Raw genomic sequence first — 21973 nt, forward strand, 5'->3', positions numbered from 1 at the left:
TTGGCCACCGGGGTTCCCGCACAAACCTCACCGCGTGGCAGGTGCAATGGCACCCGCCAACCTGTTGCCATCCCGCACATCGCCTACGAAGGGGCGCAACAATGACCCGCTCTTTCCTCACCCGCACCCCGTCGCTCTTGATCTTCATCACCTGCCTGGCCCTATTCACCATCTGCGTCACCCTCGCCGCCCACTACGGCCTGATGTCGACCTCCTTCGTGAAAACCCTCGGCAAAACCCTCTGCCTCTGCCTCGCCGCCCTCGCGATGGATCTGATCTGGGGCTACGCGGGCATCCTGTCCCTCGGCCACATGGCGTTTTTCGCCCTCGGCGGCTACATGATCGGCATGTGGCTGATGTATGCCCGCACCGAGGAAATCGTCATAGCCTCGCTGATGAACTCCGGCCTGCCCGCCACGCCCGAGGAAATCCAGCAAGGCATCGCCAGCCAAATCTTCGGCGTCGTCGGAGCCTCCGATCTGCCCACGATCTGGAGCTTCGCCCACAGCCTGCCGCTGCAACTGATCCTCGTCGTAGCCCTGCCCGGCCTCTTGGCGCTGATCTTCGGCTGGCTCGCCTTCCGCAGCCGCGTCACCGGAGTTTACCTCTCGATCCTGACCCAAGCGATGACCCTCGCCCTCGCGCTTTACCTGTTTCAGAACGACAGCGGCCTACGCGGCAACAACGGCCTTTCCGGCCTGCAAAACCTCCCCGGCCTTGACGCGGTCAGCCAAGACAGCATCAGCCTGTGGTTCTTCTGGGCCTCCGCCGCCGCCCTAGGCCTCGCCTACTTCACCCTAAGCTGGATCGTCTCCGGCAAATTCGGCTCCGTCATCCGCGCCATCCGCGATGACGAGGCCCGCGTGCGCTTCCTCGGCTATTCAGTTGAAGGCTACAAGCTGTTCGTCTTCACCCTCACCGCCGTCATCGTCGCCCTCGCAGGTGCGCTCTATTACCCGCAAGCTGGCATCATCAACCCCGCCGAACTCGCCCCCATCGCTTCGATCTACCTCGCGGTCTGGGTCGCCATCGGGGGCCGTGGCCGTCTTTACGGCGCGGTCATCGGTGCCGCCGTGGTCTCGCTGCTGTCCAGCTGGTTCACCGGAGGCCGCGCGCCCTCAATCCCGCTTGGCTTCGCCACAATCAACTGGGTCGATTGGTGGCAAGTCCTGCTCGGCGCCGCCTTCGTCTGCGTCACCTTGTTCGCCCCCAAAGGCATCGGCGGCTTGTTCGACTACTTCACAGGCCTGCACGCACCCGACCGCAAAGGCGCGCCGCTTGGCCCCGATGACGGCTCGCTGCAAGAGAAAGAGGCGCTGGAATGAGCCAACTTCTCGAAGTCTCCGGCGTCACCGTCAGCTTCGATGGCTTCCGCGCCATCAACAACCTGACATTCTCGATTGGCCCCGCCGAGCTCCGCGCCATCATCGGCCCCAATGGTGCGGGCAAATCCACCTTCATGGATATCGTCACCGGCAAAACCAAACCCGATTCTGGCACCGTCACCTTTGGCGAGAAATCCGCCTCGCTGCTGAAACTGTCCGAAGCCAAAATCGCCCGCGCAGGCGTGGGCCGCAAATTCCAGCGCCCGACGGTGTTCGAAGACCAAACCGTCACCGAAAACCTCACCCTCGCCCTGAAAGCCGCCCGCAGCCCGTGGCGGGTGTTGGGCTGGCGCAGCAAACCCACCGACCATGCCCGCATCGAGGCTCTCGCGCAGCAAGTCGGTCTCGCCGATCACCTACCCCGCAAAGCAGGCGAACTCAGCCACGGTCAAAAGCAATGGCTGGAAATCGCCATGCTGCTGGCGCAAGAGCCCCGCCTGTTGCTGGTCGACGAACCCGCCGCTGGCATGACGCTGGCAGAGCGTGAAAAGACCACCGAACTGCTGATCGACATCGCCAAAACCCGCGCCGTCGTCGTGGTCGAACACGATATGGAATTCGTGCGTCGGCTGAACTGCCGGGTGACAGTGCTGCACGAAGGCGCGGTTCTGGCCGAAGGCAGCTTGGACCATGTGACGAAAAACAAAGACGTGATTGACGTTTATTTAGGGCGCGGATGATGATCAAAACCCAAGGCCTGACCCTGCATTACGGTGGATCAAAAATCCTGCACGGTATTGATTTCACAGCCAAAGCCGGTGAAGTCACCTGCATTATGGGCACCAATGGCGTCGGCAAAACCTCATTCCTCAAAGCCCTCGCAGGCACCCATATGCGTTCTGCCGGAACGGTCGAACTCGACGGCGAAACCTTAGGCAAACTCCGCCCACAAGAAATGGCCCAACGTGGCCTCGCCGTTGTGCCGCAAGGCCGGATGATCTTCCCGCTGCTCACCGTCAAAGAAAACCTGGAAACCGCCTTCGCTCTCCTCCCCAAACCCGACCACAAAATCCCGCAGGAAATCTACGACCTGTTCCCCGTCCTCCGCGATATGACCGCCCGCAGAGGCGGCGACCTCTCCGGCGGCCAGCAACAACAACTCGCCATCGCCCGCGCCATGATCATGCGCCCGAAAGTGCTGCTGCTGGACGAGCCGACCGAGGGCATCCAGCCCAACATCATCCAGCAAATCGGCCGCGTCATCGAATACCTGAAAGGCAAAGGCGACATGGCGATCATCCTTGTCGAGCAGTACTTCGACTTCGCCTACAACCTCGCCGACCACTTCTATGTCCTGCGTCGCGGCGCCGTTGCCAAATCCGGTGCCCGTGCCGATTTCAGTCGCGAAGATCTGCGCGCCGAAGTCTCGGTCTGACCGGGAACCAATCTCAACCCCCAGCGTTTTGCCAACAGGCTTGACATCATGCCCGCCAGCCTCCCCTTTGGGCTTGGCCAATTCTGTTCCAAAGGGGCACTTATGTCTGGGGCTGATCTGACGCCACTTCCTACCCATATCGGCGGTGCCACACGCATCACTGTTGGCCAGCTGACCGCCGTTGTCGGTGTCGCCGCAGTGCTGTTCGTCGCCCAAGACGTGTTTGTGCCGCTGGCCATCGCCATGCTGATCACCTTCGCGCTGTCACCCCTCGTCACCGCACTGCGCCGCCGTGGCCTGCCTCTGCTCTGGTCTGTGCTGATCGTTGTCGCCTTGGCCTTCAGCCTGATCGCCGTATTCTCTTTCGTCGTCGCCAGCCAACTGGCGCAACTCGCGCAAAATCTGCCGATCTTTCAGTCCAACATCATCCATAAAGTCGAGGGCTTGAAAGACACGGGCGGCGAGAATGGCCTTGCCTCGCGCCTGTTCGATATGATCACCGCCATCAGCACGGAAATTGGCGCGGCGCTGCCATCCGGCGCAGACAAACCAATGCCGGTAGAGGTGGTGCAATCCTCCAATGCCTTGGCCTTCCTTGAAAATCTGGTGTTGCCGCTGGTCAGCCCAATCGCCACAATCGGCCTTGTCATCGTCGTGGTGATCTTCATGCTGCTGGAGCGCGAAGACCTGCGCGACCGCTTCATTCGCCTTGTGGGCACCAATGACCTGTATCGCACCACCCAAGTGCTGGAGGAGGCCGGCGGTCGCGTCGCCAACTACCTTCTGGTGCAGTTGCTGGTCAACACGATCTACGCTGTCCCGATCGGCGTCGGGCTGTATTTCATCGGCGTGCCAAACCCCGTGCTGTGGGGCTTGTTGACCCTCGTGTTGCGCTTCGTGCCCTATATCGGCTCGGCCCTTGCCGCCGCCTTCCCGCTGTTTCTGGCCTTCGCCGTGGCACCCGATTGGTCCGCCGTGCTGTGGACCGGGGCGCTGTTCATCACGATAGAGCTGATCACCTCTAACATCATCGAGCCTTGGCTCTACGGCTCGCGCACCGGCGTCAGCCCGCTGGCCATCATCGTCGCGGCGATCTTCTGGACCTTCCTCTGGGGGCCTCTCGGTCTGATCCTCTCTACCCCGCTCACCGTCTGCCTTGTGGTCCTCGGCCGCCATATCCCGCAATTCGCGTTGTTCGACATCCTGTTTGGAGATGAACCCGTGCTGGCCGCCCATTCCAAACTCTACCAGCGGATGCTGGCGGGCGATGCGATAGAGGCGACCTTCGGCGCAACCGAGGCGCTGGAGGAGGTAGACGTTGTCGACTACCACCAAACCACGATGATCCCCGCGCTGCTGCTGGCGCAAGATGACAGCGAGCGTGGCGTGCTGACGCCTGACCAGCAGAACCGTCTCGCCACCGTCGCCCATGCCGTTGTCAAAGACCTTGAGGCCGAGATGCAGGCCGAACGTGATGCCCCCACCGAAGACGCTCTCCCCGGTCTCGGCCTGCGTGTGGGCGTGGTCGGCGGGCGCTCGTCGCTGGATGATGTTGCCGCCGCCGTTCTGGCGCAGGTGCTGCAAACCGAAGGCGCTGCGGCGCGGTTCTCGCCGCATCTTGATCTGGCCCCCTCGCGGCTTGCCGCGCTGGAGACCGCCGACACCGATTGCCTGCTGCTGTGCTATCTTGATCCCCGCCCTGCCCGCGCCTCACTGCTGCATGTGCGCCGGATCAAACGTGCGGCACCGCATCTGCGCGTCGGCGTGGTAATCCTGCAGATGCCCGGCGATCTGGCCGACAGCGCTGCAGGTCTGCGCCACCTGCATGCGGTATCCCCAGCAAAACTAGCCGAGGCGGAAGAGATCGGTGCCGATTTCGCCGTCACCAGTCTCGAGGCCGCGATGGATGCCGTCTGGCAGCGCAGCCCCGCTAAACCCTTAGCCGAAACCACCAAACCTGCCGCCCGCGTGGTCGCCCGCAGACGCACCAAGGCCACAGCCTGAAGAGGATGCCATGTCAAAAGCTGATACTGATCAAGATCTTGCACGGCTAGAGGCGCAGATCGCCGCCCTGCGCGCCGATATCGCCCATTTCGCCTCCACGCTCAGCGATCTCAGCCAAACCAGCGCCGAAACCCTGCGCGCCGGTCTGGCGCAAAAGGCCGAGGCGCTACGCCAAGACGGAGCCGCACGGCTGGCCGATGTCGGCGAAACCGCCGAGGCAAAGCTGGCGGAACTGACCGAACATGCCCGCCGCAATCCCTGGCAGGCGCTGGCGCTGGCGGGCGGCATCGGCCTGTTGCTGGGCCTGCTGTGGGGGCGGCGCTAGATGCTGGCCCTGCTCAGCCTTGCCGCGCGCCTTGCGCTGGCCCATGCGGTGCGGCGTCTGGCGCAGGCCTCGGCGCTGTTCGCCGCCGCCGTGGTATTTGCCATCATCGCGCTGATCGGCTTTGCCGCCGCGCTGTGGATCTGGCTGGCGCATCTGCTTGGCCCAATTGGTGCTGCCCTGCTGATCGGTGGTGCAGGTCTTGTGCTGGCGCTGATCTTCGCCCTGCTGGCCCGTGCCAAACTCCGTACCGCCAGCCCGCTGCAATCACCGGCAGCCCAAGCTCTGCTGACCGAGTTGAAAACCCATAACGCCGAGGCCAGCCTGTTCACGCTGCTGGGGCCCGCTTTGGGTGCGGCGCTGCTGGGGATGTTTTTGGGCGGCAAGCCGAAGGAATAGCGCGTCTGGCATAGGAACCCGAACCGAAAGAAAACTCTGCGGGGCAGAGTTTTCCGGTTCGTTGCTCACAAGGCGGAACGCCGTTGAGCAAGGGGTGTCGTGCAACAAACTGACTTAGGGAAATCGGGGCGCGCCTGACTGGGCTGGCGCGGAAACGCGCCTGCCGGGGGCAGGCAGGCGCGGCCCGATTTGTTTTCGAACAAATCGGGCAGAACCCAATCTTAAACCGCCACCGAAATCTTCCCCATCGGGTTGGAACAGCAGGCCAGAATATACCCGTCGGCAATGTCCTCATCCGAGATCCCGCCGTTGTGCACCATATGCACTTCACCCGACAGCTTCTTGACCTTGCAGGTGCCGCACAGTCCAAAGGTGCAGCCCGACGGGATGTTCAGCCCCGACCGCTTCGCCACCGCCAAAACCGTATCGGTCTCGCCACATGCCGCCACCACACCGCTATCGGCAAAGGTGATCTCCGCCACTGCGCCATCCACCGGCGACACATCATCCAGCACCGGGGCCTCCGCCTCGGTAGACACCGCCAGCCCAAAGCTCTCCTGATGATAATGCGCCATGTCATAGCCGATGCTTTGCAACATCTCGCGCACCGCCTGCATGAACGGCTCTGGCCCGCAGCAGAACACCTCACGGTCCAGATAATCCGGGGCCATCAACCCCAGCATGATCTGCGAAAGCCGCCCGCGGAACCCCGGCCAAGCCCGGAACGGGTCAGACTCCTCAACGGTAAAGCGCAACTGCAACCCCGGCACCCGGTTGGCAAACTGCTCCAACCGCTCGCGGAAGATGATCTCAGACGGGCGCTTGGCGGCATGCACGAACACGATGTCCGGCATCTGCCCGGAATCCCACGCCCAGGTCGTCATCGACATCATCGGCGTGATCCCCGACCCGGCCGAGATGAACAGATATTTCTGCGCCGGATGGCGGTGAAAGCTGAAAATCCCCGCCGGCCCGAACGCCTTGATCTGCATCCCCGGCTTCAGATGATCCAGCATCCAGCGCGTGCCAATCGAGGTGCTCTGCGCCTTCACCGTGATCGAAATCGACAGAGGCCGTGAGGGCGAAGACGAAATCGTATAGGTGCGCTGCACATTGCCCTTCGCGCCCTTTTTCGGGTCTACCGGCAGGTCCAACGTGATGAACTGCCCCGGCTGGTAGTCAAACCAAGCGCCATTCGGCGCGCGAAAGGTGAAACTGGCGGTGTCGTCATTCTCCGGCACCACCATCGCGCATTCCAGCATCTGGCTGTCATTCCAGGGGGCTGCATCCCAGTTCAGGCTTTTCTTCGCCATGTTCTACTCCGCCGCCATCGCGGGCTTCGGGGCCGTGCGTTCGGTCATGGTTTTGCAATACCAATCGACAAACTGGATCACGCCTTCTTCCTGAATCGTCGAATACGGACCCGGCTCATACGCAGGCGACAGAATGCCCTTCTGGTTCTCCTCCACCACCTGACGATCCTCATCATTGGTATGCATCCAAACATCGGTCAGGTTTTGCAGGTCATAATCCACCCCCTCAACCGCATCCTTATGCACCAGCCAGGTCGTCGTCACCTGAGTCTCGGTGGCAGAGATCGGCAGCACCCGGAACGTGATCGCATGATCGCCAAGGAAGTGGTTCCAGGTGTTCGGATAGTGGTAAAACAGCAAGCTACCCGCATCGTTGAACGGCATCGTGCCGATCCGCTTCGCCACCGCCGCCTTGGTGTCCATCGTGTAGCTCTCGGCGTTGTTCAACAACGGCACCCGTGCCAACCGCCACTGCATCGCCTTGTCATGGGTAAAGCGCGACGGCAGCCCCGCCGCCTCACACCGCGTCCAATGCGCCAGAATCTCATCACTGGCCTCATTCGGCCCATTCATCGCGCCGATCTTCGGATTGTCCGAGAACGTCCGGCACAACGACGGATGCGAGCCGCCACAGTGATAGCACTCGCGGTTGTTCTCGATCACCAGCTTCCAGTTGCCGTTCTCGACGATGGTCGAGGAAAACGCCACCTTGGTATCCTTCAACCCCGAAGGCGCGAGATAAGTCATCGCCGTCTTTGCCAATTCTGCAATCGGCGGCGGCACTTGGGCCAAACAGATAAACACCATCCCGCCCAAGTCGACGCAATGCACCTTCTTCAAGCCATGCGCCGCAGGGTCAAACCCCTCCTGCATGTCGCGGGCATATTGCAGCTTGCCGTCCAGATCATAGGTCCACTGGTGATATGGGCAGACCAGCTTCGGCCCCGACCCGCTTTCCTTAGCGCACAAGCGCTGGCCACGATGGCGACAGACGTTGTGGAACGCCCGGATCATCCCGTCATTGCCCCGCGTGATCACCACCGGATAGGCACCCACCTGCAACGTCACAAACGCCCCGGCCTTCGGCAAGCCAGCGGCAGGGGTGGCAAACAGCCACTCGCGGTAAAAGATCTGCGCGAGATCGGCGTTATACACGCCCTCATCGCAGTAAAGCGCATGGCTCAGCGCGTAATCCTTGCGGCGTGCGGCCAATTCAGCGTGGATTTCAGCGGGATTCAACATCTGGCACCTCGTAGGTCCACGCCTCCCGCGCGGACAGTTGCATTGGCGGACCGGAGGTACTCCGGCCGGGCTTCATATTCCGTGCAAGGCTGGTTTCCGGGCTGCGAAACCGAGGCCTGCGCCCCCCGCGTGACACCTTCCCAAAGCATGCGCTCCAGTGGCCTCCTGTCACACCTTAGGTTTCTTCACCGTTGCGGGGGCAGCGCCGGTATCGCACCGGCTTCCCAATTCTCCACCCTTGCGAGTGGCACCTTACAAGGCTCATAAATCACGGCCCCGCGTGTCGCGATAGCTTATTTGCGACCCCTGCCGATACGCCAAAGACGCCGCATGTTTTCACCGCAGATCGCAAGCCCAAGCGCCCGATTCGCAGGCACCCCGCAGAGGATCAAAACCCGGAAATGACAAAGGCCCAACCGTTTCCGGTCGGGCCTTAAGTTGTGGTGGTGAGCCGGACGGGACTCGAACCTGTGACCCGCTGATTAAAAGTCAGCTGCTCTACCAACTGAGCTACCGGCCCACAACTGCCGCGCTGATTAGGGTGCGGGCCGGATGGGGTCAAGAGACAAAACGTCAGGCTCTGGCAAAAAGCTGCGCTGCGGCGTATATGCAGGCGATGGAAAACGCCGCGAACAGCCCGAAAAACCCAACCGCCATTGCGTTCATGAAGATGCATGGCGCTGGAAACGACTTTGTCATCATCGACTCGCGGGGCCGCGAGGCTGTTGTCACGGCCAAACTGGCGCAGGCTTTGGGCGACCGCCATCGCGGCACCGGCTTTGATCAACTGGCAGAGATTCGCGATTCGCAAACCGCCGATTTCGCACTGGATTTCTGGAACAGCGACGGCAGCCGTGCGGGCGCCTGCGGCAACGCCACCCGCTGCGTCTCTGAATACATGATGAACGCACTGGACCGTGACGCGCTGACCCTGATCACCGAGCGCGGCCAACTCCACGCCCTGCGCCTCCCCAATGGCCGCATCTCGGTCAACATGGGCGCGCCACAACTGGACTGGTCCGAAATCCCGCTCTCCCACGCAGTCGACACCCTAAACCTCCCCCTGCCCGGCAACCCCGCCGCCGTGGGCATGGGCAACCCGCATTGCGTGTTTTTTGTCCCCAATGCCGAAGCGGTCAACCTGACCGTTGAAGGCCCCGGCACCGAACACCACCCGCTGTTCCCCCAGCGCACCAATGTCGAATTCGCCCACCTCCTCGCCCCCGACCATCTGCGGATGCGGGTGTGGGAGCGTGGCGCAGGCGTCACCCTCGCCTGCGGGTCCGGCACCTGTGCGGTCGTGGTCGCCGCTCATTTGCGCGGCCTGACCGGGCGCTCTGTGACGGTAGAGGCCGACGGCGGCACCCTGCACGTCGATTGGCGCGACGATGGCGTTTGGCTCACCGGCCCCACCGCGCATATCTTCAACGGCACGCTCACCCCCGCCTTTTTGGCCGCACTATGAACGCCCCGATTTCGACACCCCCCATCTTCGCCACATTAGGCTGTCGCCTGAATGCCTATGAAACCGAGGCGATGAAAGAACTCGCCGCCGCCGCAGGCATCCAAGGCGCAGTCGTGGTCAACACCTGCGCCGTCACAGCCGAGGCCGTGCGCAAAGCCAAACAGGAAATCCGCAAACTTGCCCGTGAAAACCCCGGCGCACAGATCATCGTCACCGGATGCGCCGCGCAAACCGAGCCCGAAACCTTCGCCGCGATGGCCGAAGTCACCAAGGTGATCGGCAATACCGAGAAAATGCAGGCGTCAACGTGGCAAAGCCTCAAAGCCCCCGACCTGATCGGCATCACCGAAAAGGTGCAGGTCGATGACATCATGTCGGTCCGCGAAACCGCAGGCCACCTGATCGACGGCTTTGGCCGCCACCGCGCCTATGTCCAAGTGCAAAACGGCTGCGATCACCGCTGCACCTTCTGCATCATCCCGTACGGCCGCGGCAATTCCCGCTCTGTCCCCGCTGGCGTGGTCGTCGAACAGATCAAACGCCTTGTGGACAAGGGCTTCAACGAAGTCGTCCTCACCGGGGTCGATCTCACCTCATGGGGCGCAGACCTCCCCGCCACCCCGCGCTTGGGCGATCTGGTGATGCGCATCCTGCGCCTTGTGCCAGACCTGCCCCGCCTGCGGATCAGTTCCATCGACAGCATCGAAGCCGACGACGCCTTGATGGGCGCCATCGCCACCGAGCCGCGCCTGATGCCCCACCTGCACCTTTCACTTCAAGCAGGTGACGACATGATCCTGAAACGCATGAAACGCCGCCACCTGCGCGACGACGCGATCCGCTTCTGCGAAGACGCCAAAAAACTTCGTCCCGACATGATCTTCGGTGCCGACATCATCGCAGGCTTCCCCACGGAAACCGAAGCCATGTTCGAAAACAGCCTGAAACTGGTGACAGACTGCAACCTGACCTTCCTGCACGTCTTCCCCTTCAGCCCGCGCAAAGGCACTCCGGCGGCGCGGATGCCGCAACTGCAAGGCCCCGAGATCAAATCCCGCGCCGCCCGCCTCCGCGCCGCCGGAGACGCCGCATTAACCCACCACCTGACCGCACAAATTGGCCAATCCCACCGCATCCTGACCGAATCCCCCCGCATGGGCCGCACCGAACAATTCACCGAAGTCAGCTTCAGCGCCGACCACCCCGAAGGCCAGATCCTCACCGCCACCATTCGCGGCATCCAAGGCGCGCGCCTGCTGGCCTAAATCTGCGCCGAAGCGCCAGCCACAGACCCGTTCTGTTTCAGCCATAGGCTGGGGCTAAGCTGCGTCACCCGCGCAAACTCGCGGTTGAAATTCGACTTGGTGTTAAAGCCGCTGCCCAGCATGGCCTCTGTCACGCTTTGTCCCTCGCGCAGCAAACGACACGCATGTTCGATACGCCACGCGTTGATGTAGCGCGACACATTGCCCCCCGTCGCCCGATTGACCGCAGCCGAGATGCGCTTTTCCGGCAGATGCAAGCGCCGGGCCAGCCGCAGAATGCTCAGATCGGGATCAAGATAGGCCTTGTCGCGTTGCAACAGCCCATCAAGCCTCAGCACAATGTCCTGATCCTCGACAAGCGCATCCGCATCAGGCGCCGCAGGCAAAGCTGGCTCTGCCGCACCCGCCGCATCCGGCAAACTGCCCAACACCCCCAGACACAGGATGGAACCGGACGCGAACAGGCTGATCACGCGATGCGCCCACAGCGGCTGGCCCGCCGCAAAGGCCAGCGCAATCAACACATCGGCACAGGCTGATACGATCAGCAACCACCCCAGCGCCCGCCAGATCGTGGCAGGCACGCCGCCCGCCGCTATCCGCGCCAAGGGCAGATCTTTCGCCTGCCGCAGACTTGCCAGAATCGCAGCACCATAGCCCGCAAACATCGCTGCGACGACGATATCCAAAGTCTGCGGCGCGAAGATCCGGCAAAACAAGCAGAACAGCGGTGCTGCCAGATGCGGCAAAGCCTCACGCCAGACCACCGCGCGAAACAGCGATGCGCGAAAACTGATCCATGCCAGCGGGGGCAGACAGGCCGCCGTGATCGGCAGCACCGTTTGTAACGCGGTGATGCCATAGCACTGCGCCAGCGCCACGCCCAAAGACTGCACCGCGCAGGCGGCCAGAAACGCCGCCAACAACCGCCGTCCGCCCAACAGCCATGTGCGCAGCGCAAGGTAGGACAGAATCAAGGCGACAAAGGCCGGAACAGGCAACATCAGCATGGCAAAACCTCCGCCCTGCTTTTGGGACAGAATTCGGATCAAGGCGACCTGTTTTCGGAAAACAGGACGCCAGCCGCTGCACAAGGCCGCAAATTCCTCTGACATTCATCCTCAAGAGGTTCACATGAAACGTCTCGCCACCCTGACCGCCCTGCTGCTTTGCCTTGTCAGCACCGCACAGGCCGAAACCCTTCCCGGCTATGATCGCTTTGATCTGACCGCCGCACACCGCGCCCGTCCGGTTGCAGGCTTTATCTGGTATCCCGCCGCAGGTCCGACCTATCGCACCAAAATCGGCGATGGCCCGCTTTTCGATCCCACCGCCGCCTTCATGGCCCCTGCCGTCTTGCAAGGCCGTCATCCGCTTGTCTTGCTGTCACATGGCTCGGGCGGCAATGCCGATCAGTTAGGCTGGCTGGTCGCAGGTTTGGTGGCAAAAGGCGCGATTGTGCTGGCGGTGAACCATCCCGGTTCGACCAGTGGCGACAGTTCTGCCCGCCGCTCGCTCGATCTGGCCGCCCGCGCCGCCGATCTGACCGCAGCGCTGGATAAGATCTTGGCCGATCCCGATTTTGCGCCCTATGTCGACACAACCCAGATCAGCGCCATCGGCTTTTCGCTGGGCGGGGCAACCGTTCTGGGTCTTGCCGGGGTGGTGTTTGATGGCAAAACGCAGGCCGCGCGCTGCGCCAATGGCCCCGATGCTGCCGATTGCGGATTCTTCCTGCGTGGCGGTGTGCAATTCGCCACGGCACCCGGTTTCTCAATCTCCACCCATGATCCGCGCCTCCGGCATGCGGTGGCGGTCGATCCCGGTTTTGGCGGTGCGGTCACTGCGGCCAGCGCAGCCGCCGTCACCGTGCCGATCCACCTGATCAATCTGGGCGAAGCCGATCGCCTGCCTGCGGTTGATGTTGGCCCTTCTGGCAACGGTCTTGCCGCCCGACTGCCCGGCGCAAGCTACACCGTCATCGCGCCTGCCAACCATTTCACCTTTCTCGCCACCTGCAAACCGGGTGCCGAGGATATGCTGAAGGAAGAAGGCGAAGACCCGATCTGCACCGACCCCGCCCAGACCAATCGCACCGAGGTTCACCACCGCCTGATTGACGACATTGCCACAGGGTTGGGTCTGTAAACTCGTATCGGGTTTCGCCTACCCACTCCACCAAGTCGCCCTATCCCGCCTTGCCCGTCTGGCAAAAGGGGCGGCTTACTTTTGCGGGGCCTGCATCTACCAGACCACACCCTGTCAGAGCAGCAAAAGTAAACACTAGGTTAACGACACCGCATTAACCCCTTGATTCCAAATAAACCAACCCCCTGTCCACACGTGGACACGCCTTAAATCCGAAACCCCTCCGGGATCGCATCGCGCCCCTCCAACACCAGATCCACCACCACCTCGGCCACCTTCGGGGCCATCCCGAAGCCAATCTTGAACCCCCCATTGGCGACAAAATGCCCCGCCCGCCCCGGCCAGGCCCCCAACAAAGGGGCCCGAGTCTTCGCCCGAGGCCGCACCCCCGCCCAGCGTTCCACCACCTCGGCCCCCGCCAGCACAGGCAAAGCCGCCACCGCCCGCGCGTGTAACTCCTCGACCTGATGATCCACACCCAGATCGTCCCACACCGCCTCCGACGTAGACCCCACAGCCACCGTCCCATCGACATGCGGCACCACATGCAGCCCAGCCGCGAACAGTTGCGGCAGCCCCTCCGCCGGATAGCGCAGCAAGATCGCCTGCCCCTTCACGCCGCCGCCCACAACCCGCCCCAGATCCGCGCCCAAGCTGGCCAGCCCCGCCACCCCCGTCGCCCAGACCACCGGCCCGACCTCCTCGGCCTCGCCCACAACAACCTCCCCGCCCGCCGCCTCAATCGCCGCCACCAAAGCCGCGCAGCCCATCCGAGGATGCAGCCGCGCGCTTAACGTGTCCTCGACCAACCACCCCGAGGGCGACACAGGCTCCCACCCCGCCCCGGTAGCCTGCACGACCCGCCACACAGCCTCCCCCCGCCACAGCCCCTGCGCCTGCACTCCCCGCGCCCGCGCAAGTTCCACCGCCGCGGGGTCCATCAACGGCTGCAACCGCCCGACCCGCCCATAGCCCGATATCAACCCCGATGCCGCCTCGACCGCGCCCCACCAGCTTTCAGCCATCAACAAACTGTCCAGCTGAAACGCCTTCTTCGCGTTCCAGCTTTCCGGCACATGCGGGCTGAGCGCCCCCACCACGCCACCCGAAGACCCCGCCCCGATGCCAACTGTCTCGATCACCCGCACCTTCGCGCCCCGCCGCGCGGCCTCCCATGCCACCGACAACCCGAAAATCCCCGCCCCCCGCACCGTCAGATCAACCCTTGCCATTCCGCCCCGCCTTGCCCATGGTCCGCCCGACCAAGGGCATATGACAATGACCACTTCCCCACAATCGGCCCTGACCTGGCAAGACGACGCGATCCCGGTCTCGACCCGCTTTGACGACCCGTATTTCTCCAAAAACGATGGCCTGTCTGAGACCCGCCATGTCTTCCTGCAAGGCAACGACTTGCCCGCCCGACTGAGCCCCGGCTTCCACGTAGCCGAACTCGGCTTTGGCACCGGATTGAACCTGCTCGCCCTGTCGCTGATCACAACAATCCCCACCCGCTTCACCAGCTTTGAAGCCTTTCCCCTCGCTTCAGAAGACATCGCCCGCGCGCTGGATCACTTCCCCGAAGCGCGCCGTGTGGCCGAGCCCTTCCTGACCGCATGGGCCAAAGGCGAAACCAAATTCCAACTCGGCCAGATCACCGCCGAAGTCATCCTCGGCGACGCCCGCGAAACCCTCGCAGCATGGTCCGGCAAAGCCGACGCTTGGTTCCTTGATGGCTTTTCGCCTGCGAAAAACCCCGAACTCTGGTCGCCCGAAATCCTGACCGAAGTCGCCCGCCACACCGCACCTGGCGGCACCTTCGCCACCTACACCGCCGCAGGCCATGTCCGCCGCGCGCTGCAAGACGCGGGCTTCGCAGTCACCCGCCTTCCCGGCCATGGCCGCAAAAAGCACATGTCGGCAGGAACCCTTACATGAACAACCGCAAAGGCATCCTGTTGATGATCGCCGCCATTGCGGCCTTTGCGGTGCAAGACAGCTTTTCCCGCCTGTTGGCCGAGCGTTACAACACCCTGATGGTGGTGATGGTGCGCTACTGGTTCTTCGCCGCCTTCGTGATGTTTCTTGCCCTGCGCCGCCCCGAAGGCTTGCTGACCGCCATCCGCACCCGCCGCCCCGCAGCCCAAGCCCTGCGCGCCGTGCTGCTGGTGATCGAGATCTGCGTCATGGTTTATGCCTATACTCTGATCGGCCTGATCAATGCCCATGCCGTCTTCGCGGTTTGCCCGCTGATCGTCATCGCCCTATCCGGCCCGATCCTGGGTGAGCGGCTGACATGGCAACGCTGGGCCACCGTCGGCGTCGGTCTGATCGGTGTGCTAATCATCCTGCGACCGGGGCATGACGTGTTCTCTTGGCCCGCACTGCTGCCGCTGATCACCGCGCTGTTTTTCGCCGCCTATAGCGTGCTGACCCGCCTGACCGCGCGGGATGAGCCGTTCTTCGCCAGCTTTTTCTGGCCCGCCTTTCTGGGGGCGATCTTGATGACAGTGATCGGCCTGCCGCATTGGCAGGCCATCAAACCCGAAGATACCGCGATCTTCCTGACCTATGCCACCATCTCGATCCTGTCGAACTGGCTGTTGCAAAAAACCTATGAGATTGCCGAGGCCTCTGCCGTGCAGCCCTTCGCTTATCTGCATTTCGTGTTTATCGCGATCTTGGGGCTGACCTTCTTTGATGAGGAACTGGCGCTTCCCGTGATCCTCGGTGCCGCCCTGATCATCGCCGCCGGGATTTACTCGCTGTGGCAGACCAAAGCCGAACCGAAGGGTGCGCTATGAAAACCGAACAAAATCTGAAGCTTGGCATCTGGTTGATGGTGGCCAGCACGGTGGTGTTCGCGCTGCAAGACGGCATTTCGCGCCACTTGGGCGGCAGCTATAACGTCTATATGGTGGTGATGATCCGGTTCTGGGCCTTTGCGGCTTTCGTCATCGCAATGGCTGCCCGCAGCCCCGGCGGCCTGCGCGCCGCAAGCAGCACCCGTTTCCCCCTGCAGCAAATCGCCCGCGGCGTCATCTTGGTTGCCGAGGTCTGCGCCATGGTCGTGGCCTTCATCAAACTCGGGCTGATCGAAAGTCATGCGGTGTTCGCCTGCTACCCGCTGCTGGTCGCAGCCCTCTCCGGCCCGATCTTGGGTGAGAAAGTCGGCTGGCGGCGCTGGACTGCCATCGCCATCGGCTTTGCGGGCGTGCTGATCATCCTAGAGCCCGGCATCGCTGTTTTCTCACCTTGGGCACTGATCCCGCTGATCTGCGCCGCAGGCTTTGCGGTCTACGGCCTGCTCACCCGCTTTGTCGCCCGCAAAGACCCCGCCTCGGTGTCGTTCTTCTGGACCGGCGTGATCGGAGCCCTCGCGATGACCCCGATTGGCCTGTGGCATTGGCAACCGATGCTGCCGACGGATTGGCTCTGGATGGGCGCTCTGTGTTGCACCGCAATCCTGGGGCATTGGCTGCTGATCAAAGCCTATGCCGTGGCCGAGGCCTCTGCCGTGCAGCCGTTCGCCTATCTGCAACTGATGTTCATCGCTTTGCTGGGCGTGTTCCTGTTCGGCGAAACCCTGCGTCCGAATGTGGCCATCGGAGCCTGCGTCGTCGTCGCCGCCGGCCTGTTCACCCTGTGGCGCCAACGCGTGAAACAGCAGGAACCGCCGCAGGTCTGAAATGTGAAATTTCGGAATTTATTGCTAACTGTCCCGAAAGATTGCCTTTCGGGGACTGCAGTTAGCGATACATCGGTTCCTTTTGGCAACTGCGTTGTGTGCCGGAATCGCTCGGTGCAATGGGATTGCGATGGGTGGTCAGTTTGCTTGGGGCGTACAAAATGAAATATACTAAGTTTCTTGCCGTAATCATTATCGGCATCGTAATGAGTTCGCAGGCTCAAGCCGACGGCATTGTCGAAACTGCAAAACTTGCAGCACAAGCCTGCATAAATGGTTTGTCCGGCAAGTCTCAGGACAACAGCTTCCTGCTAAATTATGGTTTCCAAAAAAACGGCAAAAAATACATTAAGAAGGCCACTGTTCTAGGCCTAAGAGGTCATACCGATCGTGCAAGTATTTCAATGCGGCGCAATACCTCTTGCAGCTTCAGTTATGGAACGAACAGGGGGGCGCATGAGGCGCATGAAGCCTTCAAGGCCGTTTTCAGAAATAGCGGATATGAAGAGCGTATTGTGAAGGACAGAAATCGGCAGCGCTCCGCATTTGTGGTCAACGGTGCATTGATCGAAATCATGGGGTCAGAGGGATCTGCGCATAGCAGCTACTTTACCGAAATAACGGCGTTCATTAGGGGTTAGCGGGGGTAAGCCGCCACCCCACCCATATCGCCGTTCCTATACTAAAAATGGCTGCTTTCTGCGTCATCAACCTTTCGTAAATCGGCCCCTTAACAAAGCGATCTCAGTTAACCTCACCGCCCCGTCAATTCCGCCGAAATCCGCACCGGCCCCGCCACACCTTTCAGCTTGGCGCGGTAGATCACCACCCCTTCCGCCACCCGCATCACATAGGTGCGGGTCTCAGAAAACGGGATCATCTCGACCCAATCCACCACATCAACGCTATCCTTGCGCGGATCGCCAAACTGGGTGATCCATTTCCGCGGACGCCCCGGCCCTGCGTTATATCCCGAGGCGATCAGCGCCACCGCGGGGCCGAATTCCTCGGCCATATGGCTCAGATAAACCGATCCCATCCGCACATTGAACGGCGGATCGCTGATCAGCCGCCCCGCCGACGAGGTTTCCCCCAACCGCTTGGCAACAAGTTCCGCCGTGCCCGGCATCACCTGCATCAGCCCGCGCGCGCCAACCGTGCTTTGCGCGCTCGGGTCAAACTCGCTTTCGCGCCGGGAAATCGACAAAGCCAAAGCGCGGCTGACCGGCAAGCCATCCGGCACCATATCCGGCACCGGATAGTAAGCACGCGGCAGGATCAGACCGCGTTCTGCCGCCTGTTTCGCCACCAGCAGTGCGATATGCGGCTCGTTCATTCGCAGCGCAAGGTCGGCCAACTGCTCCAGCTCCTTGCCGTCCAAGCCCTCGGCCAGATGCAGGAAAAAACGCTTCGCCAGCGTGCGATCACCCGCCTCGGCCAAAGCCATCCCCGCCGCCAACACCGAAGACTTGGCAAAGCCAGAGGTCCGCCAGCCCGGCGTCGCCTCACCATCATTCACCAGGCTTGGGTCCAGCGGCAGCCCGATCTTCTCGGATGCGAGCATGCCATAATAGGCGGTCTGGTTGCGCGCCGCCCGCGCATAGGCGGCATCCGCCCCCGCCTTGTCGCCCTTAGCTTCCAGCGCGCGGCCCATCCAATATTCCGCCCGCGCCACCGAGATCGGCGTCGCCACCGCTTCCTTCAGATGCTTGAAATGCTTGATCGCCACATCCGGCTCGCCCAGTTTCCGCAACGCGATAAAGCCGGCCAGAAACTCCAGATCGGCATACTCCGCGCCTGCGCTCAGATGGTGATTGGCCGCCACCCGCAGCGCCTGCTTCGGCTGATCCAGCCGCAGCAACACCCGCGCCAAATCCGCCCGCCGCTTCGCCCAAGCCTGCGGATCGCCCAAACTGGCCGCCGTCTTGCTGCGCTCTAGGATCAACGTCGCCGCATCATCATAGCGATCCGCCCGCATCCGGTAATTGTAGCGATCATAGGCCAACCCCGGATCGCCCAGCACCGATTTCGGCACCGCCTCTACCAGATCGACCGCCGCCGGGCTGTCCGCCCGCAACGCCATCCGCGCCACCGCCAAGGCCCGCCAGTCTTTTGAGACCCGAGGCAGCATCCGCTCGGCCTCGGCTTTGCGCCCGCCGTCCCACAGAATCCGGTCCAGCCGCACCTCATGCGCCACCGCCAAAGGCGCGCCCATGATGCCCAGCATCGCGGCCTCATCCGCCGCGTCGAACTTCAGCGTGGTCCAAGCCCGAAACGCCTCGGCCTCGGCATCACCAGACCGCCCCAAGCCGACCAAAGCAGAAACCAGCGCCACCGCCCCCGCCCCGGTCTTCGGTTTGGTCTTGCCAAAATACGCCACCACCCGCGCAGGATCGGTCGAGCGCGCCACCGCGATCTCACCCTTTTCGCGCAGCAAAGCCAGCCCCGGCCAATCCGGGCGACGCGCGAGGAAACTTTCGTAATCCCCCAGCTTGCCCTGCCCGTCGCGCAGCCATTGCCATAAGATCACATCGCCGCCGATGGCCCCCGCCCCCTGCGCCGCCGTCAGCGCAGTAGACCAATTCCTGGCCTCTGCCGCTTTCAACGCAGTTGCGAACGACGCGGCCTGATCGGCCCGCGCCATAGGAGACATCACCAGTGAAACGCCGATTATGACCGCTTTTGCGATCTTGCTTATTCTGCTCATTTGCCGATTTTGCCCTACACCCCGGATTCCCACAACCCAAAACCCCGTGAACCCGGCAAATCGCCGCCCATACTTGGCAAAACGCCGATCCCCGGTTAGGTAGGCAGCGCTTACACAACGGCGATTCCAGATCGCCCTTCCAGAGGAGACGCGCACCATGATCAAAGGGTCCATTCCCGCACTGGTTACGCCGTTCAAGAACGGTGAACTCGATCTGGTGACGCTGAAGAAGCTGGTCGAGTGGCACATCGCCGAAGGCTCCACGGGCTTGGTCCCAGTTGGCACCACTGGCGAAAGCCCGACGCTAAGCCACGAAGAGCACCAGAAAGTCATCGAAGTGGTGGTGGAAACCGCCGCGGGCCGCGTGCCGGTGATCGCCGGTGCCGGGTCGAACAACACCTCGGAAGGTATCAGCCTGATCCGCTTTGCCGAGAAAGTCGGTGCCGATGCAGCGCTTGTGGTGACGCCCTACTACAACCGCCCGACCCAAGCCGGGCTGGTGGCGCATTATACCGCCCTGCACGATTGCTGCACGCTGCCGATCATCATCTACAACATTCCCGGCCGCTCGGTCGTCGATATGTCGCCTGACACCATGGGCATTCTGGCAAAATTGCCGCGCATCATCGGCGTCAAAGACGCCACCGGCAAGATCGAGCGTGTCTCGATGCAGCGCGCCACCTGTGGTGCGGATTTCATCCAGCTTTCGGGTGAAGACGCCACCGCCTTGGGCTTCAACGCCCACGGCGGGATTGGCTGTATCAGCGTCACGGCCAACGTCGCCCCGCGCCTGTGTGCAGAATTCCAAGCGGCGACGCTTGCAGGCGACTACAGCAAAGCCCTTGCATACCAAGACAAACTGATGCCGCTGCACGAAGCGATCTTCCTTGAGCCCGGTCTTGTCGGCGCGAAATACGGCCTGTCGCTGCTCGGCCTCTGCGCCGAAGAGGTCCGCCTGCCGCTGGTCGGCCTGACCGATCCCACCAAGGCCCGCATCAAAGCCGCCATGCAGCACGCAGGCCTGATCTAAGCTTTCATCTTGGCTTAAATATCCCCGCCGGAGGCTCCCCGCGCCAGCCTCGGATGCCTCCGGCGGGAGTATTTCAAAAAGAGCAAATCCCAGAAAGTCCCGATGACCCCCAACCTGCGCGGCAGCCTTTACATGACCGCCTCGATGGCGGGCTTCGCGGCAGAGGATGCGTTCCTGAAAGCCGCCAGCCAGGCCATTCCGGTGGGCGAGGCGATTTTGATCATGGGGCTGATCGGCATCGCGGTGTTTGCCGCAATGGCGATGCGCGCAGGCGATCCGCCGATCCCGCGCGCGATGTTCACCGGCACCATGGCGCTGCGCTCGGGGTTTGAGATCACCGGGCGGCTGTTCTACGCCCTTGCCATTGCGCTGACGCCAATTTCTGTCGCCTCGGCGATCCTGCAAGCCACGCCCTTGGTGGTGGTGCTGGGCGCCGCCGTGATCTTTGGCGAAACCGTCGGGTTGAAGCGCTGGCTGCTGATCCTGCTCGGGTTTCTCGGCGTGCTGATCATCCTGCGCCCCGGCCTTGACGGCTTCTCGGCACTCTCCCTGCTCGCGCTGATCGCCATGCTGGGCTTTGCGGGCCGCGACCTTGCCACCCGCGCAGCACCCCCAGCGCTATCGAATGCACAACTCGGCGTCACCGGGTTCATCATGCTGGCGCTGTCCGGTGCAATCATTACCGCCGTCACCGGCAAAGCCACTTTGCCCAACCCGCAAACCCTCGGCCTGATCGTCGGAGCCGCCACTTTCGGCATCGCCGCCTATGCTGCGCTGACCACCGCGATGCGCAGCGGCGAGATCGCCGTGGTCACCCCGTTCCGCTACACCCGTCTGCTGTTCGCGATGGTGCTTGGCGTCACGGTGTTCGGCGAGCGCCCTGATGCCGCCACCCTGACCGGGGCCGCGATCATCGTCGCCTGTGGCGTGATCATCCTTGGCCAGAACCGCCGTCGCGGCTAATTTCAGCGCGCCCGACTGGACTCTGCCCAAGCGAACCCCTATTTCCAGCGCATTATGGTAGAAAAATCAGACCCCAACTCCAAATTGATCGCCGAAAACCGGCGCGCCCGCTTCGATTTTGCCATCGAGTGGGATCTGGAGGCTGGCATCATGCTGCATGGCTCGGAAGTCAAATCCTTGCGCAAGGGTGGCTCCAACATCGCCGAAAGCTATGCCTCGGTCGAGGGCGGCGAGTTGTGGCTGATCAACGGCTATATCGCGCCCTATCTGCAAGCCGTGATGTTCCCGCATGATGAACGCCGCCGTCGTAAGCTGCTGGTAAACAAGAAAGAACTGTCACGCCTGTGGAATGCCGTGGGACGCGAAGGCATGACCATCGTGCCGTTGAAAATGTATTTCAACGAGCGCGGCATGGTGAAGCTGAAACTCGGCGTCGCCAAGGGCAAAAAGCTGGCCGACAAGCGTGAGACCTCGGCCAAGCGTGATTGGGATCGTCAGAAATCCCGCATCATGAAAGAGGGCATGAGGGCCAAGCTTTAGCACTCTGCTGAAAACATTGCCTAAATGCCTAGATTCTGGCATAATTCCCCCTATCCGGTCCTAGACCTCCGGGTCCAGAAATGGCCGGGATATGTCACGCCACAACGGCGGGCATCATGTGGGAAGG

21 protein-coding genes, 1 tRNA gene and 1 riboswitch are annotated in these 21973 nt (G+C 62.3%); of the genes, 16 read left to right on the forward strand and 6 right to left on the reverse strand.

Features of this window, described 5'->3' with window-relative positions; genetic code table 11:
• Positions 1–101: 101 nt before the first annotated feature.
• The 6 genes from urtC (at position 102) to U1A24_RS12660 (ending at position 5485) form a co-directional block, all read left to right on the forward strand.
• Positions 102–1325 (forward strand): urea ABC transporter permease subunit UrtC, encoded by a 1224-nt coding sequence (gene urtC, locus U1A24_RS12635; RefSeq protein WP_322322325.1) that lies wholly within the window; start codon positions 102–104, stop codon positions 1323–1325.
• The gene (gene urtD / locus U1A24_RS12640) at positions 1322–2065 is read left to right on the forward strand and encodes an urea ABC transporter ATP-binding protein UrtD (RefSeq protein ID WP_322322326.1); all 744 of its coding nucleotides are present in this window, start codon (positions 1322–1324) and stop codon (positions 2063–2065) included. Before urtC ends, urtD begins: the two co-directional genes overlap by 4 nt.
• Positions 2062–2760: an urea ABC transporter ATP-binding subunit UrtE gene (urtE, locus tag U1A24_RS12645; RefSeq protein ID WP_322322327.1), complete on the forward strand. Its 699-nt coding sequence runs from the start codon at positions 2062–2064 to the stop codon at positions 2758–2760. The genes urtD and urtE overlap by 4 nt, the downstream gene beginning before the upstream one ends.
• Before the next feature lie 102 nt (positions 2761–2862).
• Entirely contained in the window at positions 2863–4764 is a 1902-nt protein-coding gene (locus U1A24_RS12650) for an AI-2E family transporter (RefSeq protein WP_322322328.1), read from the forward strand.
• A 10-nt stretch (positions 4765–4774) separates the two neighbouring features.
• Entirely contained in the window at positions 4775–5089 is a 315-nt protein-coding gene (locus tag U1A24_RS12655) for a glycine zipper domain-containing protein (RefSeq protein WP_322322329.1), read from the forward strand.
• A complete protein-coding gene (locus tag U1A24_RS12660; protein WP_322322330.1) occupies positions 5090–5485 on the forward strand; it encodes a phage holin family protein in 396 nt (131 codons plus the stop codon).
• 221 nt (positions 5486–5706) lie between these two features.
• On the opposite strand, the gene U1A24_RS12665 is transcribed toward U1A24_RS12660, so the two are convergent.
• From U1A24_RS12665 to U1A24_RS12675, 3 genes are all read right to left on the reverse strand, one after another.
• Positions 5707–6798: a hybrid-cluster NAD(P)-dependent oxidoreductase gene (locus U1A24_RS12665; RefSeq protein WP_322322331.1), complete on the reverse strand. Its 1092-nt coding sequence runs from the start codon at positions 6796–6798 to the stop codon at positions 5707–5709.
• Between the two features lie 3 nt (positions 6799–6801).
• Positions 6802–8040 carry an aromatic ring-hydroxylating dioxygenase subunit alpha gene (locus tag U1A24_RS12670; RefSeq protein WP_322322332.1) on the reverse strand — a complete coding sequence of 413 codons (1239 nt, stop codon included), beginning with the start codon at positions 8038–8040 and terminating at the stop codon, positions 6802–6804.
• A 69-nt stretch (positions 8041–8109) separates the two neighbouring features.
• Positions 8110–8310: riboswitch (cobalamin riboswitch) on the reverse strand.
• Between the two features lie 174 nt (positions 8311–8484).
• Positions 8485–8560: transfer RNA gene (locus U1A24_RS12675), tRNA-Lys, on the reverse strand.
• A gap of 96 nt (positions 8561–8656) precedes the next feature.
• Between U1A24_RS12675 and dapF the strand changes: the two genes are divergently transcribed.
• Both dapF and mtaB read left to right on the forward strand, forming a co-directional pair.
• Positions 8657–9505 carry a diaminopimelate epimerase gene (gene dapF / locus U1A24_RS12680; protein ID WP_322322333.1) on the forward strand — a complete coding sequence of 283 codons (849 nt, stop codon included), beginning with the start codon at positions 8657–8659 and terminating at the stop codon, positions 9503–9505.
• The gene (gene mtaB, locus U1A24_RS12685; protein WP_322322334.1) at positions 9502–10770 is read left to right on the forward strand and encodes a tRNA (N(6)-L-threonylcarbamoyladenosine(37)-C(2))-methylthiotransferase MtaB; all 1269 of its coding nucleotides are present in this window, start codon (positions 9502–9504) and stop codon (positions 10768–10770) included. Before dapF ends, mtaB begins: the two co-directional genes overlap by 4 nt.
• Here mtaB and U1A24_RS12690 read toward each other — a convergent pair.
• On the reverse strand, positions 10767–11780 hold the full coding sequence (locus tag U1A24_RS12690) for an AraC family transcriptional regulator (protein WP_322322335.1): 1014 nt from the start codon (positions 11778–11780) through the stop codon (positions 10767–10769). The two genes, mtaB and U1A24_RS12690, sit on opposite strands and share 4 nt — an antisense overlap.
• Before the next feature lie 124 nt (positions 11781–11904).
• Here U1A24_RS12690 and U1A24_RS12695 point away from each other — a divergent pair, with 124 nt between their 5' ends.
• The gene (locus U1A24_RS12695; protein WP_322322336.1) at positions 11905–12918 is read left to right on the forward strand and encodes a hypothetical protein; all 1014 of its coding nucleotides are present in this window, start codon (positions 11905–11907) and stop codon (positions 12916–12918) included.
• Positions 12919–13124: 206 nt separating this feature from the next.
• Here U1A24_RS12695 and U1A24_RS12700 read toward each other — a convergent pair whose 3' ends face one another.
• Complete coding sequence (locus tag U1A24_RS12700; protein WP_322322337.1) at positions 13125–14150, reverse strand: FAD-binding oxidoreductase; 1026 nt, start codon at positions 14148–14150, stop codon at positions 13125–13127.
• A gap of 40 nt (positions 14151–14190) precedes the next feature.
• Here U1A24_RS12700 and mnmD point away from each other — a divergent pair, with 40 nt between their 5' ends.
• From mnmD to U1A24_RS12720, 4 genes are all read left to right on the forward strand, one after another.
• Positions 14191–14856: a tRNA (5-methylaminomethyl-2-thiouridine)(34)-methyltransferase MnmD gene (gene mnmD, locus U1A24_RS12705; protein WP_416173491.1), complete on the forward strand. Its 666-nt coding sequence runs from the start codon at positions 14191–14193 to the stop codon at positions 14854–14856.
• Positions 14853–15722: a DMT family transporter gene (locus tag U1A24_RS12710; RefSeq protein WP_322322339.1), complete on the forward strand. Its 870-nt coding sequence runs from the start codon at positions 14853–14855 to the stop codon at positions 15720–15722. The genes mnmD and U1A24_RS12710 overlap by 4 nt, the downstream gene beginning before the upstream one ends.
• Positions 15719–16606, forward strand: coding sequence for a DMT family transporter (locus U1A24_RS12715; RefSeq protein WP_322322340.1), 888 nt, complete (start codon positions 15719–15721; stop codon positions 16604–16606). The genes U1A24_RS12710 and U1A24_RS12715 overlap by 4 nt, the downstream gene beginning before the upstream one ends.
• Positions 16607–16767: 161 nt before the next feature.
• Positions 16768–17247: a hypothetical protein gene (locus U1A24_RS12720; RefSeq protein WP_322322341.1), complete on the forward strand. Its 480-nt coding sequence runs from the start codon at positions 16768–16770 to the stop codon at positions 17245–17247.
• A 113-nt stretch (positions 17248–17360) separates the two neighbouring features.
• Here the strand turns inward: U1A24_RS12720 and U1A24_RS12725 are convergent, their stop codons facing one another.
• Positions 17361–19313: a transglycosylase SLT domain-containing protein gene (locus tag U1A24_RS12725; RefSeq protein WP_322322342.1), complete on the reverse strand. Its 1953-nt coding sequence runs from the start codon at positions 19311–19313 to the stop codon at positions 17361–17363.
• 157 nt (positions 19314–19470) lie between these two features.
• Here U1A24_RS12725 and dapA point away from each other — a divergent pair, with 157 nt between their 5' ends.
• From dapA to smpB, 3 genes are all read left to right on the forward strand, one after another.
• Positions 19471–20343: a 4-hydroxy-tetrahydrodipicolinate synthase gene (dapA, locus tag U1A24_RS12730; RefSeq protein ID WP_322322343.1), complete on the forward strand. Its 873-nt coding sequence runs from the start codon at positions 19471–19473 to the stop codon at positions 20341–20343.
• A 102-nt stretch (positions 20344–20445) separates the two neighbouring features.
• A complete protein-coding gene (locus U1A24_RS12735; protein WP_322322344.1) occupies positions 20446–21306 on the forward strand; it encodes a DMT family transporter in 861 nt (286 codons plus the stop codon).
• 54 nt (positions 21307–21360) lie between these two features.
• On the forward strand, positions 21361–21846 hold the full coding sequence (gene smpB / locus U1A24_RS12740) for an SsrA-binding protein SmpB (protein WP_322322345.1): 486 nt from the start codon (positions 21361–21363) through the stop codon (positions 21844–21846).
• Positions 21847–21973: the final 127 nt, after the last annotated feature.

It is taken from the genome of Cypionkella sp., assembly GCF_034376685.1.
Classification (GTDB): domain Bacteria; phylum Pseudomonadota; class Alphaproteobacteria; order Rhodobacterales; family Rhodobacteraceae; genus Cypionkella.

Bases quoted from the DNA above. Each gene is read 5' to 3' on its own strand.
- U1A24_RS12695 (WP_322322336.1), top strand. From the start codon at position 11,905: ATGAAACGTCTCGCCACCCTGACCGCCCTGCTGCTTTGCCTTGTCAGC.
- U1A24_RS12650 (WP_322322328.1), top strand. From the start codon at position 2,863: ATGTCTGGGGCTGATCTGACGCCACTTCCTACCCATATCGGCGGTGCC.
- urtE (WP_322322327.1), top strand. From the start codon at position 2,062: ATGATGATCAAAACCCAAGGCCTGACCCTGCATTACGGTGGATCAAAA.
- urtC (WP_322322325.1), top strand. From the start codon at position 102: ATGACCCGCTCTTTCCTCACCCGCACCCCGTCGCTCTTGATCTTCATC.
- U1A24_RS12700 (WP_322322337.1), bottom strand. From the start codon at position 14,150: ATGGCAAGGGTTGATCTGACGGTGCGGGGGGCGGGGATTTTCGGGTTG.
- U1A24_RS12660 (WP_322322330.1), top strand. From the start codon at position 5,090: ATGCTGGCCCTGCTCAGCCTTGCCGCGCGCCTTGCGCTGGCCCATGCG.
- U1A24_RS12665 (WP_322322331.1), bottom strand. From the start codon at position 6,798: ATGGCGAAGAAAAGCCTGAACTGGGATGCAGCCCCCTGGAATGACAGC.
- U1A24_RS12710 (WP_322322339.1), top strand. From the start codon at position 14,853: ATGAACAACCGCAAAGGCATCCTGTTGATGATCGCCGCCATTGCGGCC.
- mnmD (WP_416173491.1), top strand. From the start codon at position 14,191: ATGACAATGACCACTTCCCCACAATCGGCCCTGACCTGGCAAGACGAC.
- dapA (WP_322322343.1), top strand. From the start codon at position 19,471: ATGATCAAAGGGTCCATTCCCGCACTGGTTACGCCGTTCAAGAACGGT.
- U1A24_RS12655 (WP_322322329.1), top strand. From the start codon at position 4,775: ATGTCAAAAGCTGATACTGATCAAGATCTTGCACGGCTAGAGGCGCAG.
- U1A24_RS12670 (WP_322322332.1), bottom strand. From the start codon at position 8,040: ATGTTGAATCCCGCTGAAATCCACGCTGAATTGGCCGCACGCCGCAAG.
- urtD (WP_322322326.1), top strand. From the start codon at position 1,322: ATGAGCCAACTTCTCGAAGTCTCCGGCGTCACCGTCAGCTTCGATGGC.
- smpB (WP_322322345.1), top strand. From the start codon at position 21,361: ATGGTAGAAAAATCAGACCCCAACTCCAAATTGATCGCCGAAAACCGG.
- U1A24_RS12720 (WP_322322341.1), top strand. From the start codon at position 16,768: ATGAAATATACTAAGTTTCTTGCCGTAATCATTATCGGCATCGTAATG.
- dapF (WP_322322333.1), top strand. From the start codon at position 8,657: ATGGAAAACGCCGCGAACAGCCCGAAAAACCCAACCGCCATTGCGTTC.
- U1A24_RS12715 (WP_322322340.1), top strand. From the start codon at position 15,719: ATGAAAACCGAACAAAATCTGAAGCTTGGCATCTGGTTGATGGTGGCC.
- U1A24_RS12725 (WP_322322342.1), bottom strand. From the start codon at position 19,313: ATGAGCAGAATAAGCAAGATCGCAAAAGCGGTCATAATCGGCGTTTCA.
- U1A24_RS12690 (WP_322322335.1), bottom strand. From the start codon at position 11,780: ATGCTGATGTTGCCTGTTCCGGCCTTTGTCGCCTTGATTCTGTCCTAC.
- mtaB (WP_322322334.1), top strand. From the start codon at position 9,502: ATGAACGCCCCGATTTCGACACCCCCCATCTTCGCCACATTAGGCTGT.
- U1A24_RS12735 (WP_322322344.1), top strand. From the start codon at position 20,446: ATGACCCCCAACCTGCGCGGCAGCCTTTACATGACCGCCTCGATGGCG.